Here is a 12,800-nt window from a genome sequence, read left to right on the forward strand (position 1 = left end):
TTTTCTTAAGTAAAACCTAAGTAAGTTATTGCTGTTGGTCACTCAGTTTCAATTGAGACTCTAAATTTGTTTGCCTCGTTACTTGCTCAATAAAGAACGAAGTAGCTTGGCTGTTAGAACTCAATCTGTACGAGTGCCCACACAGATGATTGCTTTATATTGTTAAAGAACGTTGCGACGTTGTCGCTAGGGATGCATATAATACATCCTTTATTTTTCGAGTCAACACTTAATTTTAAACTTTCTTTTTAGAAGATTTAAAACCGAAGTTTTACTTAACTCTGTGAGCAGCTCTTGCCTCGCTATGCGTTGGCGCTCCCCGTCTCAGTGGGGTCGCATTATAGGGAGAACAGATTTTTACGCAAGCACTTTTTTAAAGAAAAACCAAAAAAAAGCACTATTCGGTCAATATGTGAACTAAACCCTCTATAACTGGTAGTTTTATAATCAAAACAGGCCTTTTCTGGCCTATATTTAAGTGTTGCTGTTACACTCAAGCGACTATAACTGGTATTTAAAAGGTATATATATGGCTATCCGTTCTTATAAAGGTGTGACTCCCTCTTTTAATTCGTCTGTTTATGTTGATGAGTCGTCTGTTTTGGTAGGAGATATTACGATTGGTGACCACTGTAGCGTATGGCCTTTAGTGGCAGCGCGAGGAGATGTTAACTATATACGTATTGGTGAACGTACAAATATACAAGACGGTAGTGTTCTTCATTTATCACGCGCGACTAAAAGTAACCCAGATGGTTACCCACTTATTATTGGTGATGATGTGACAGTAGGACACAAGGTGATGCTGCATGGATGTACGCTTGGAAATCGTATACTTGTCGGTATGGGCGCTATTGTAATGGATAATGTAATAGTAGAGGACGACGTTATTATTGGTGGGGGGTCATTAGTACCGCCAAATAAACGATTGGAGTCTGGTTATTTATATGTTGGTAGTCCAGTAAAGCAAGCCCGCCCATTAACAGAGCAAGAGCTTGCCTTTTTAAAAGTATCGGCAGATAACTATGTGCAATTAAAAGACGAGTATTTAGCAGAGATCAATTAGATTCACTTCTATCTGCCCTGCCGAGTTATAACTTTCATCTTCTATAAGTTGCTCGGCACATTCTTCGTAATCAAACCGGTATTTATCAAAATGCTGCGTTGCGTGGCTTTCATCTTGAAGCCCTAGCTTTCGTAAATCTATAATACACTCCACCAGCATCCCTGTTACTTGTGCGAAAAAGACTAGTTGGTGGGAAGGTTCTCTAAACTCGAGTCTATCTATAAACTGTATGGCTTGATTCATTTAAGCATGCCTTGTTTTAGTGCTTTAACAACAGGAAGTATGGCGGGCATTTTATTACGCCATACATAATATGACTGTGCGGCTTGGCCTACTAACATACCACTGCCATCTAACAGCTTAGCGTGGTTATTATGCTCTGCAACCCAGTTCATAAATACGGTATTTTGCTGGGAGTAAAACATATCGTATGCCACTGCGCACTGACTTAGGTGTTTTTCGTCAAGTGCTGGTAACTCGTTGTTCATACTGCTAGAGGTAGAATTTACGATAAGTGAGTAATTGCTTACTGGTAATGTATCAAACCCATAGCCTGTTACCTTGCCATATTCAGCAAATAGTTGCGCTAAGTCTTGCGCTTTTTTTGCCGTGCGATTAACAATCGTTATTTCAGCTGGATTATGCTCAAGTAGCGGTAGTATCACCCCTCTTGCTGCACCACCAGCACCAATAATTAAAATACGCTTATTGGTAATTGTCACTTCATTGGCAAGTAAATCATTAACAAAGCCCACGCCATCGGTGTTATCGCCTAACAAAGTGCCATCATCGCGTTTTTTAAGTGTATTAACTGCACCAACAATTTTAGCAAGTGGGGTGAGCTCATCAGCCATGGCATACGCTTGCTCTTTAAATGGCATAGTAACATTGGCACCTATTCCGCCTCGCTCAAAAAAGGTGGTTACTGTTTTTTCAAAGCTATCGATAGGTGCTAATATTGCGCGGTAGTCGATTTGCTCACCCAAAGATACAGCAAATTGTTTATGTATCGCGGGGGATTTTGAATGTTTGATTGGATTTCCAAAAACCGCATATTTGTCCATTTTAAAGCAACCTCTTTGCAGTTGTACACTGCCTATTAACGATGATAAGTAATATGATTAAACGACTTTTTTCAAAATCTAAACCAGCTCCTGAGCAACCAGCGCCCACTCCTGAGAAAACACCGTATGAAATTATTGGTGGAGAAGCAGGTACCCGTGCTATTGCTAATAGATTCTACGACATAATGGCCGGCGATGAATACGCCAAACCATTATATGATATGCATCCTCTGCCATTAGATAGAATTCGCCAAGTGTTTTTTGAGTTTTTATCGGGTTGGTTAGGCGGCCCTAACCTATTTACTGAAAAACATGGCCAACCTATGCTGCGCAAACGCCATATGCCTTTTACTATAAATAAAGACCTGCGCGATCAGTGGATGTATTGCATGAATAAAACGCTCGATATAGAAGTAGACAACCCCCTACTGCGCGAAGGGTTAAAGCAGTCTTTTGGACAACTTGCCACCCATATGATTAATGAGCACTAATTGTAACTACTTAGCAAAAAGGCGCTGTTAAGCGCCTTTTATTAGGGTTTGTTGAGCTTTGCGGATTAAACAATTCCTACCTTAATTTAATATTTATAACTGCCACTCTCTGGCTATCAAATCAGTGGGGTTAGTGCTTAGCCACTCTTGTGGACGTAAATAGTATTGATACAAATTAGCCTCTGCGCTATCGGGCGCGGGCTTATAATTGTATTCCCAACGCGCCAGTGGCGGCATCGACATTAATATAGACTCTGTGCGCCCACCGCTTTGTAAGCCAAATAAAGTGCCTCTATCCCAAACAAGGTTAAATTCTACGTAACGACCGCGGCGATACAATTGAAAGTCACGCTGCTGTTGCGTGAATTCATCATTTTTACGACGCTCAATAATAGGTAAGTAAGCATCTAAAAAACCATTACCAACCGATTGCATAAATGCAAAGCTCTGCTCAAACCCTAGCTCGTTTAAGTCATCAAAAAATAAGCCGCCTACACCGCGTGTTTCGTCGCGATGTTTTAGGTAAAAATATTCATCACACCACGTTTTGTATTTTGGATACACTTGTTCACCAAACGGTGCACAAATGTCGTGTGCGACTTGGTGCCAATGCTGTACATCTTCAAAAACGGGGTAAAAAGGCGTTAAGTCAAAGCCCCCGCCAAACCACCAAATAGGCTCTTCGCCTTCTTTTTCGGCTATAAAAAAGCGTACATTGGCATGACTTGTAGGAACATGTGGGTTTTTTGGATGAATAACTAATGAAACGCCACATGCATGAAAGCTTCGCCCCGCAAGCTCAGGCCTATGAGCGGTCGCAGAGCCCGGCATAGATGCACCAAACACATGCGAGTAGTTAACGCCGCCTTGCTCTATTACATTACCGTTAGTGGTAACACGTGTGCGCCCGCCACCGCCTTCGGCACGTTGCCAGCTATCCTCTACAAATTTTGCACTGCCATCGGCCTGCTCTAAACCTTGGCAAATGGTGTCTTGCAAAGCCATAAAATACGCTTTTACTTGTTCTAATAATTCGCTTTGCATATTAACCTCTAAATACTTTGCCGGTCATGGCATCTTTAATTGTGCTAGGCTGCATGTTGCCCCCTAAGGGCTCATCAATGTAACAGCCTACCTTATCTGCAAATTGCTGCTTGGCTTGTTCAATACTTGTTACGGTTGGCTGTCCGGTTAAATTAGCACTAGTGGAGACAAGAGGCTTGCCTAATTGCTGGCATAAGCGCTTAACACTTGGATGATCAGTAACCCGTACTGCAATCGTATCAAACTGCCCTGTTAACCATTTAGGCGTATTTTTAGCTGCAGGCATTACCCAGGTAATAGCACCGGGCCAACTAGAAAAAATATCAGCGCGTTTGTCCATTGGCAGCTTTACATCGTCAACATACTTTAATAACTGGCCGTAGTTATCGGCGATTAAAATAAGGCCCTTTTCAACGGGGCGCTGTTTTATTTCTAGCAACTTCTCAACAGCTTGCTGATTATCTGGATCACACCCTAAGCCATAGACAGCTTCAGTAGGATATAAAATAACTTCACCTTGCTCTAAGCAAGATATAGCCGTAGGCAATGTAGAAAGGTCTGACAAAATATGCTCCAGAAATTTATATTAATCAGTAGTGGTAAGTTTATGCAGGCAACTTTTTTGTGGGCACTGTAGCACAGTACCATTGGCCATTTTTTTCTCTATAACAAGCGGCCAATCGCACTTAGGGCATGGTTTGGCTATGGGTTTGTTATTTAGAGTATATTTACAGCTTGGGTAACAATCGCATGAGTAAAACGTTTTACCAAATTTATTGCTGCGTGCAACTAGCTGCCCTTTTTTACATTTAGGACACCCAGGTAATTCATCATCGTTATTATTAGGTTCGTCATCGTGGGCGATATAATGACACTCAGGGTACCCTGTACAGCCAATAAACATGCCATAACGGCCGTTTTTAACCACCAGCGGTTTTGTGCACTGTGGGCAGGCTGAATCTTCAAGAACCTTTATTTCGTTGCTGTCGTGATGCGCTAATGGACGAATAAAGTCGCATTTAGGGTAACTAGCACAACCCAAAAACGGACCTGTTTTAGAGTTACGGATCACTAATTCAGAACCACATTGTGGGCAGACTTCGTATTCTTTTTCTAAGGCGTGTTTATCCGCCGAGAAAAGCGAATGGTCGATTTTACTCATGAGGTTCCTAACGGGTTGCTGAATTTTCGCCTAATATACCCAAACCACTTAAAGATACAAGCTGTGCATATATGTTTAAGTGGTTTGGCATACAATTTTAATGAAGAAGTTCGGTGGGTTCGTCAAATATAAGGTCTTCCATCTGCTCGTAAGCCTCTTCTGAGCCAGGTACGTTAAATAACACCATAAGCACCACCCACTTTAAGTCATCGAGCGAAATATAGGGTTTATCTAATGCGGCAAGGCGGTCCATAACCATTTCACGGGTTACACTGTTAACCACCCTTATTTGCTCTAAAAACATCAAAAAGCCACGGCATTCAACGTTTAACATTTTGCATTCGCTATCGGTAAAAATGCGCATTGCTTGGTGAGGCTTTGTAATTAAGTAGGGCGACTCGTCGCTGCGTTGTAAATCGGCCAATTGTTCAAGCCAGTTTAACGCTTTAAAAATTTCGGTCTTATTAAAGCCCGCGCGAAGTAATTCATCGGTAAGCTCGTTTTCTTCAATATAAATATCGGCTTCACTGTGAATGTAGTTTTCAAAAAGATACATGAGAATATCAAACATATTACCTTCCTGTGCTTAGCTTTATATACCCGTCTAACACTCGCTCTATTTCGTCGTCTAACTCTAAATCGAGCAACCTTGCCAGCACTTTATCAATTGGCCACTTGGCGCGACGTACAATTTCATCAACACTGGTTACCTCATACCCTATACTATTTAACACCTCACACTGTGACTGTTTGTTTACAGGCTCCTCTTTATTATATAGACCGCTTTGATAAGAAAAGCTCACCTCATCTAAAATATCTGTTACATTTTCGACTAACTTAGCGCCCTGCTTTATTAAAAAGTGACTCGCTTGCGATAAAGGGTTTTTAATAGACCCAGGTACTGCAAACACTTCTTTATTTTGTTCAATAGCGTAACGTACCGTGATCAATGAACCGCTTTTAATTTCGGCCTCTACAATAACCACGCCTAAAGACAGACCAGATATAATACGGTTTCTGCGGGGAAAGTTATGCGCATTAGCAGCGGTACCCGGTAAAAACTCGCTTATTAATAAGCCATGCTCTAATACTTGGTCTGTTAATAATTTATGGCGTTTGGGGTAGTAAATATCAACCCCAGTCCCTAATACACCAATTGTTTTGCCATTATTGGCCAATGCACCTTTGTGCGCGGCACCATCAATACCCCGCGCCATGCCCGAGGTAACAGTAATACCGGCTAAAGTAAGCTGATAAGCAAGCTCTGAGGCTATTTCGAGCCCCGTAGGGGTCGCGTTTCTACTACCAACAATGGCCACTTGCGGGCTAGATAACAGCGATATATCGCCTTTACAAAATAACAGTAAAGGGGCACTGGCTATGTGTTTTAGCTCGTTTGGGTATAGCGCATCAAAAATACACACCACTGTAATATTAAGCTGCTGTATTTGTTGCTCGTAATGGTTTACTTGCTGCCAATTGGTATTGAGTAAGTTGCAGGCTTGGTTTTGGGTAAGGCCAAGCTGTTGTAATTCACTTTGGTTTAAATCAAATAATGATTCGAGGGGGTGAGTATGTGATAAGGCTAACAGTGTTTTAATACCTAAGCCTTTACACATATAAAAGGCAAGCCAGTGGGCTAGCTTGCCAGATGACTGATCCATGCTCTCTCCTAGAGCACCGACTCGCTACAACTTAATGAATTACTACACTATCTCCAACGCGAATTGGGTGCTGATTTTTTGTTATTAATGCATAACTCACTTTGTCATACACTTTAAATACAATTAACTCACCCACTTTTTCGTGTGGCATTGTCCATGTTGTGGTGTCTTCATCTGGCTCGCTGCCAAATAATTCACCTGCATCAGATAAAAGCTTTTCAAATTTGCTCGAATCCTCTGGATAACGCGGTCCTCGAGGGCCATCAATAACGGTGGGTGATTGGCGTTCTAAATCGAGGATATGACCAACTTCAATTTGTTGCTCAGCACCTAAGTTTAGCACCACTACATCCATTGTGCTGAATTCTCTTACTTGGCGCGGCGAGTCAATAACACTGCCGGATACACTTTGCTTAGGACGATGCATATTAAAGTACGCTGGTAACATTTGCCCTTGCATAGCAGGGAGTAAAAAATCGCCTTGTTGTATTTCTTGTTTAACTGACTCAACCCGTAAAGACGATGGTACGCCATTGCTTTCATCGCCCGTTCTAAATGCACGAGCCATACCGACATAAGTAGCGCGAGTGGCTAGCTCTTCACCGGTTTGTGTATCTATGTAAGGTTCGCCTTTGTGATAAATAGCATATGCTTTATGTACTTTTAAATCGCCCTTAACGTATAAAATATGCCCGAGAGTTTGCGTTTTAGTATTTTCGTTTGCCCCTAAAATATACGGCTTATCATCTATGTCATCGCTGTTAATTGCTTGCTCATAACTTAAATAAGGTTTAATTATTTCAAGTGGCAAAGTGGTGATGGCGTTATTACCTTTTGGTGTAATACGCCCTTGCGGCGATAATTTTCTGTACGCTTTATTAATCACCAAACGCGGGTTACCGTCGGCGTCGTACACTAACGCGAGTGCATCGCCTGGGTAAATTAGATGCGGGTTATCTATTTGCGGGTTCATTTGCCACAACTCTGGCCACAGCCATGGTTCTTCTAAATAAATGCCGGAAATATCCCAAAGGGTATCGCCTTTTTTTACAACATATTGTTTTGGAGCATCTTTTTTTATTTGTAAAACATCAGCGACTGCAGGAAAAGCAGTACTTAGTGCAAACATAATTGCAGCCAATTGAGATTTCATTGGGCTTCCTTGTATTGTTTTTTCATTATTATTGACCAAAACCTGTTAAAGGGGAACGCGAATGGCTAAAATAAGAGCATACAATACCCTAAATTAAGCACAAGTGTAAAAAGGTAACTATGGCTAGGTTAGAAGTTTTAAGATTTCCAGATGAGCGTTTACGTACGGTAGCAAAAGAAGTTGCACAGGTTGATGACAACGTTCGCCAAATTGTAAAAGACATGCTAGAGACAATGTACGATGAAAACGGCATTGGGCTAGCTGCTACACAGGTTGATATTCATCAACGTATTGTGGTGATCGACGTATCAGAAGAACGCGACGAACCACTGGTTTTAATTAACCCACAAATTATTAAAAAAGATGGTGCAACAATTAGCGAAGAAGGCTGTTTATCAGTGCCTAACTCTTACGCAAAAGTAGACCGTGCTGAAACCGTAACCGTTGCTGCTCTTAACGAAAATGGTGAAGAATTTGTACTAGATGCAGATGAGCTATTAGCTATTTGTATTCAACACGAACTAGATCACTTACAAGGTAAACTATTTATTGATTACCTATCGCCATTAAAGCGTCAACGTATTCGCAAAAAGCTTGAAAAAGAAGCTAAATTTGCCGCGAAGTAATAAGCACCTTAGGAAAACTCAGTGACAAAACCACTACGCATTATATTTGCCGGTACGCCGGACTTTGCCGCTCGTCACCTACAAGCGTTAATTCAAAGCGAACACCAAATTGTTGGAGTTTACAGCCAACCAGACCGCCCTGCTGGGCGTGGTAAAAAGTTAAAAGCCAGTGAAGTAAAAGCGCTTGCGCTTGAACATGAGCTACCTGTTTTTCAGCCACAATCATTAAAAAATGAAGACGCACTCACTGAGCTTAAAAGCTTAAATGCCGATATCATGATTGTGGTGGCTTATGGCTTAATTTTACCAAAAGCCATTTTAGAGGCACCACGCTTAGGGTGCTTAAATGTGCATGGCTCTATTTTACCGCGCTGGCGCGGTGCTGCGCCTATACAGCGCGCAATTTGGGCTGGCGATGAAGATACCGGCGTAACGATAATGCAAATGGATGAAGGGCTTGATACCGGCGACATGCTGCACATTAGCCGCTGCCCTATTGCTGCGGATGAAACCAGTGCCAGTTTATACACTAAACTGGCTGAACTTGGTCCCGGAGCACTTGTTCAAACCATTAATAAGTTAGCCAATGGCGAGCTTATAGCAGAGCCGCAAAACGACGAGTTGGCAAATTACGCTAAAAAGCTTTCAAAAGAGGAAGCAAATATTGATTGGACGATGGATGCTGTACAAATTGAGCGTAATATACGTGCATTTAATCCATGGCCAGTGTGTTTTACTCAAATGGGTGAGCACAGCGTAAAAATTTATCAAGCCTCAGTCGTTGAGCAAACAGGCCCTGCGGGCGTTGTTTTATCAAGCGATAAAAACGGCATTGTAGTGGCGTGTGGCAAGCAGGCATTAAGTATTACACAGCTGCAACCCCAAGGTAAAAAACCAATGGCAATTAGCGACTTTTTAAACGGTCGCAGTGACTGGGTAACTCCTGGTACCGTATTAGGCGAAAACAATGAGTAATGTTCAAAACGTACGTGCGCTTGCCGCTGAAACTTTATATAACGTGGTTGATAAAGGCGCTTCGCTAAATCAAGAGCTACCATTTGCCAGCCAAGGACTGCCCCCTAAAGACAAAGCGCTATTACAGCAAATTTGTTACGGCGTGTTGCGCTACCTACCTAGCCTTGAAAACTACTGCCAACATTTAGTAGAGCAGCCACTAAAGGGTAAGCGTCGTATTTTTCAGTTTTTGTTGTATGTTGGTATCTATCAGCTGCAGCATATGCGCGTGCCACCGCATGCCGCCATTTCTGAAACCGTTAATGCCCTTGGCCAAATGCGTGCATTAGGCTTAAAAGGCTTAATCAACGCTATTTTGCGTAGCTTTCAGCGCCAACAAAGCGAGCTTGAAGAAAAAGCCAAGCAAATACCAGTGTGTTTATATAACCATCCAAATTGGTTTATTAAACAAGTGCAAGCTGCCTACCCAGATAACTGGGAAGCGCTTCTTGAAGAAAACCAACAACAAGCCCCTATGTGGTTACGTGTCAATCAAGCCCAATACAGCACGCAACAATACAGCGAAATGTTAACGGCTAACGATATAGAGCACACGTTAAACCCTGAGTTTGTTGATGGTATTAAACTAGCTAAGCCGCGTGATGTATTTTCGTTGCCAGAATTTGATGTGGGCGCCTGCTCAGTTCAAGACGCCGCAGCGCAATTAGCCGCACGCTTTTTAGCACCTCAAGCTGATGAATACATTTTAGATGCCTGTGCAGCACCTGGCGGTAAAACATGTCATATATTAGAGCTTGCCGATGCAGAAGTATTAGCACTTGATAGTGACGCCACTCGCCTAGAACGTGTTAAACAAAATTTAACCCGTATCGGTTTAGGCGCAGACCTACAATGTGCAGACGCTTCGCAGCCACACACCTGGTGGGATGAGCAACAGTTTGACCGCATTTTATTAGATGTCCCTTGTTCGGCAACCGGTGTTATACGCCGCCACCCAGATATAAAATGGCTTCGCCGCGCATCAGACATTGAAGATTTAGCTACACTACAAAGCGATATACTCAATAGCATTTGGCCGCTACTTAAACCAGGCGGCACAATGATATACGCAACCTGTTCGGTACTGCCGCAAGAGAACCAACAGCAAGTCGCTAAATTTTTAGCTAATAATAGTGACGTTGAGCATATACCACTGCACGACAACGACACAGTTACCAACCCTGGTTTACAATTACTACCAGGTGAAAGCGACGGATTTTATTACGCTAAGCTAGTTAAAAAAGCCTAATAGCCGTACACTCAATAGCCATTTATTAAACAGTAAATGGCTATTTTTTTAATTAAACAGTAATTCGGGTAAATAATGAAAATAATCATACTCGGTGCCGGACAAGTCGGTGGTACGCTTGCTGAAAACTTAGTTGGCGAACAAAACGAAATAACCGTTGTTGATATAGACGGCAACCGCTTACGAGAGCTACAAGATAAGTACGACTTACAAGGGGTCACGGGGCACAGTGCTCACCCAGATGTGCTCAGACGTGCAGGTGCTGAAGACGCCGACATGATTATTGCGGTAACCAGCTCAGATGAAGTCAATATGGTGGCGTGCCAAGTCGCGTATAGTATTTTTAATACGCCAACTAAAATAGCCCGTATCCGATCAGAGCAATATTTAAAATACCGCGAAAAGCTATTTCATAACGATGACCTCCCGGTTGATCACTATATTGCCCCCGAAGCACTTGTTACCAAATATATTCGCCGTTTAATAGATTACCCAGGCGCGTTGCAAGTGCTGCAATTTGCCGATGGCATGCTCTCTCTTGTGGCTGTAAAAGCTTACTACGGTGGCTTATTAGTGGGTTATGCGCTTTCTGCTTTAAAAGAGCATATTCCGAATGTAGAAACCCGTGTAGCAGCAATTTATCGCCAAGGTAAAGCTATAAAGCCACTGGGCACCACGGTAATAGAAGCGGACGATGAAGTATTTTTCATTGCTGCCACTAAGCATATTCGCGCAGTTATGAACGAGCTACAAAAACTTGAGCGTTCTTACAAAAAAATTATGATAGCCGGTGGCGGTAACATTGGTGCAGGCCTTGCTCGCTCACTGGAAAAAAACCACAGCGTTAAGTTACTAGAGCGCAGTAAAGAGCGTGCTGAGCAACTCTCTGAAATGCTAGATAACACCGTCGTGTTTTGTGGAGACGCCTCAGACCAAGAACTACTATCTGAAGAGCACATAGAGCAAGTTGATGTGTTTATTGCCGTAACCAACGACGATGAAGCAAATATAATGTCGGCCATGCTTGCAAAACGCATGGGCGCACAAAAAACCATGGTGCTTATTCAGCGTGGTGCGTATGTAGATTTAGTGCAAGGGGGTGAAATAGATATTGCTATATCACCACAACAAGCAACTATTTCGGCGCTACTTACACACGTACGCCGTGGCGATATTGTTAATGTGTACTCGTTACGTAAAGGCGCGGCAGAGGCCATTGAAGCCGTTGCCCATGGCGATGAAAACACATCAAAAGTAGTTGGCCGTGCGATTGCCGATATCAAGCTACCTGCAGGTACAACGATTGGTGCTATTGTACGTAATGACGACGTACTGATTGCCCACGACGACACGGTTATTATGTCTGGTGATCACGTTATTATGTTTTTAATCGATAAAAAGCATATCAACGTAGTAGAAAAGCTATTCCAAGTTAGCGCTATATTTTTATAGTTAAACACAAAAAAGCCGCTGACTAAGGCGGCTTTAGTGGAGTATGTTTTTTTAATGCTAGGCAACCCTGCTTAGCAGCTTACTAATTACTGTACTTTTGAAAACTCTTGCTCAGAAATTTCACCATTACCATCAGTATCTAGCTGGTCAAAAATTTTCACTAGCTGTGAATTTACCTGCGCTTCTTGCTTTGAAATTGCACCATCACCATCGGCATCAAACGAGGCAAAGTCGACTGCAGCATACGCCGCTGATGAAGAAGCTAATACGATAACGGCAAGTGCTGTATTTAATGTTTTCATAGTTGTGTCCTAATTAAGAGGAAATCCTTTTCTAAGATCCATGGGTTTAAAAATTAACTAAAAAGTGCTTTTGCCAATGTGCATTATTAAGTTTTAATGCACATTGGATTAGAGCAAATGACTCTTTGCTAAGTGAACATGCGCAGCCCTGCGCTCAATTGGCAAAGATCATCACACCCTAGTATTTAGAGAACTCTTGCTTTGAAAGCTCACCATTTCCATCGGTATCAAGCTCAACAAACTCAGCCATTAAATCCGCATCAACCGATGCTTCAGCTTGGCTAATGGCGCCATTGCCATCTACATCTAGCGTGTCAAAATCAGTCCCTGCAAAGGCAGCAGAAGAAGAGGCAATAGCCATAAATGCGAGTGCTTTATTTAAATGCTTCATAATTTAATCCTTCAATATAAACAAATTAGTTAAGTTCACTACGTGGTGTACGCAATCCTTGTAATCCTTTTTCGTAAGCTCCCTTGCCTACTTAGGTTGTCATTGGCAACTCAGGATTGTTA

16 protein-coding genes are annotated in these 12,800 nt (G+C 42.3%); 6 read left to right on the forward strand and 10 right to left on the reverse strand.

Annotated features, from left to right (window positions below; all coding sequences use genetic code 11):
- Window positions 1–529 precede the first annotated feature (529 nt).
- Window positions 530–1,066 carry a gamma carbonic anhydrase family protein gene (locus OIZ54_RS19260; protein WP_029773008.1) on the forward strand — a complete coding sequence of 179 codons (537 nt, stop codon included), beginning with the start codon at window positions 530–532 and terminating at the stop codon, window positions 1,064–1,066.
- Here the strand turns inward: OIZ54_RS19260 and OIZ54_RS19265 are convergent.
- Together OIZ54_RS19265 and aroE are read right to left on the reverse strand one after the other, a co-directional pair.
- Window positions 1,049–1,309, reverse strand: coding sequence for a DUF1488 domain-containing protein (locus OIZ54_RS19265; protein WP_264391083.1), 261 nt, complete (start codon window positions 1,307–1,309; stop codon window positions 1,049–1,051). The genes OIZ54_RS19260 and OIZ54_RS19265 overlap by 18 nt on opposite strands.
- Entirely contained in the window at window positions 1,306–2,130 is an 825-nt protein-coding gene (aroE, locus tag OIZ54_RS19270; protein WP_264391084.1) for a shikimate dehydrogenase, read from the reverse strand. Before aroE ends, OIZ54_RS19265 begins: the two co-directional genes overlap by 4 nt.
- Before the next feature lie 53 nt (window positions 2,131–2,183).
- On the opposite strand from aroE, the gene OIZ54_RS19275 reads away from it, so the two are divergent.
- Window positions 2,184–2,621: a group II truncated hemoglobin gene (locus tag OIZ54_RS19275; RefSeq protein WP_264391085.1), complete on the forward strand. Its 438-nt coding sequence runs from the start codon at window positions 2,184–2,186 to the stop codon at window positions 2,619–2,621.
- Window positions 2,622–2,714: 93 nt separating this feature from the next.
- Here the strand turns inward: OIZ54_RS19275 and hemF are convergent, their stop codons facing one another.
- From hemF to OIZ54_RS19305, 6 genes are all read right to left on the reverse strand, one after another.
- Window positions 2,715–3,665, reverse strand: a complete 951-nt coding sequence (gene hemF / locus OIZ54_RS19280) for an oxygen-dependent coproporphyrinogen oxidase (RefSeq protein ID WP_264391086.1) — start codon at window positions 3,663–3,665, stop codon at window positions 2,715–2,717.
- Window position 3,666: 1 nt separating this feature from the next.
- Window positions 3,667–4,230, reverse strand: a complete 564-nt coding sequence (locus OIZ54_RS19285) for an L-threonylcarbamoyladenylate synthase (RefSeq protein ID WP_264391087.1) — start codon at window positions 4,228–4,230, stop codon at window positions 3,667–3,669.
- Between the two features lie 21 nt (window positions 4,231–4,251).
- Window positions 4,252–4,827, reverse strand: coding sequence for a type I DNA topoisomerase (locus OIZ54_RS19290; protein ID WP_004588033.1), 576 nt, complete (start codon window positions 4,825–4,827; stop codon window positions 4,252–4,254).
- 97 nt (window positions 4,828–4,924) lie between these two features.
- A complete protein-coding gene (locus OIZ54_RS19295) occupies window positions 4,925–5,398 on the reverse strand; it encodes a DUF494 family protein (RefSeq protein WP_004588034.1) in 474 nt (157 codons plus the stop codon).
- A 1-nt stretch (window position 5,399) separates the two neighbouring features.
- Entirely contained in the window at window positions 5,400–6,491 is a 1,092-nt protein-coding gene (gene dprA, locus OIZ54_RS19300) for a DNA-processing protein DprA (protein WP_004588035.1), read from the reverse strand.
- A 31-nt stretch (window positions 6,492–6,522) separates the two neighbouring features.
- Entirely contained in the window at window positions 6,523–7,644 is a 1,122-nt protein-coding gene (locus OIZ54_RS19305) for a LysM peptidoglycan-binding domain-containing protein (RefSeq protein WP_004588036.1), read from the reverse strand.
- Between the two features lie 119 nt (window positions 7,645–7,763).
- On the opposite strand from OIZ54_RS19305, the gene def reads away from it, so the two are divergent.
- The 4 genes from def to trkA all read left to right on the forward strand — a co-directional run bounded on the left by def (window position 7,764) and on the right by trkA (window position 11,985).
- Window positions 7,764–8,270 (forward strand): peptide deformylase, encoded by a 507-nt coding sequence (gene def, locus OIZ54_RS19310; RefSeq protein WP_004588037.1) that lies wholly within the window; start codon window positions 7,764–7,766, stop codon window positions 8,268–8,270.
- Between the two features lie 21 nt (window positions 8,271–8,291).
- Window positions 8,292–9,245 carry a methionyl-tRNA formyltransferase gene (gene fmt, locus OIZ54_RS19315; RefSeq protein WP_029773000.1) on the forward strand — a complete coding sequence of 318 codons (954 nt, stop codon included), beginning with the start codon at window positions 8,292–8,294 and terminating at the stop codon, window positions 9,243–9,245.
- A complete protein-coding gene (rsmB, locus tag OIZ54_RS19320; RefSeq protein ID WP_004588039.1) occupies window positions 9,238–10,533 on the forward strand; it encodes a 16S rRNA (cytosine(967)-C(5))-methyltransferase RsmB in 1,296 nt (431 codons plus the stop codon). The genes fmt and rsmB overlap by 8 nt, the downstream gene beginning before the upstream one ends.
- A gap of 75 nt (window positions 10,534–10,608) precedes the next feature.
- Entirely contained in the window at window positions 10,609–11,985 is a 1,377-nt protein-coding gene (trkA, locus tag OIZ54_RS19325; protein ID WP_004588040.1) for a Trk system potassium transporter TrkA, read from the forward strand.
- 86 nt (window positions 11,986–12,071) lie between these two features.
- On the opposite strand, the gene OIZ54_RS19330 is transcribed toward trkA, so the two are convergent.
- Complete coding sequence (locus OIZ54_RS19330; protein WP_004588041.1) at window positions 12,072–12,287, reverse strand: EF-hand domain-containing protein; 216 nt, start codon at window positions 12,285–12,287, stop codon at window positions 12,072–12,074.
- A 178-nt stretch (window positions 12,288–12,465) separates the two neighbouring features.
- Entirely contained in the window at window positions 12,466–12,678 is a 213-nt protein-coding gene (locus tag OIZ54_RS19335) for a calmodulin-like protein (protein WP_004588042.1), read from the reverse strand.
- Between the last annotated feature and the right edge of the window lie 122 nt (window positions 12,679–12,800).

The sequence above is a fragment of the Pseudoalteromonas sp. A3 genome, from assembly GCF_025942345.1.
Classification (GTDB): Bacteria; Pseudomonadota; Gammaproteobacteria; order Enterobacterales; family Alteromonadaceae; genus Pseudoalteromonas; species Pseudoalteromonas atlantica.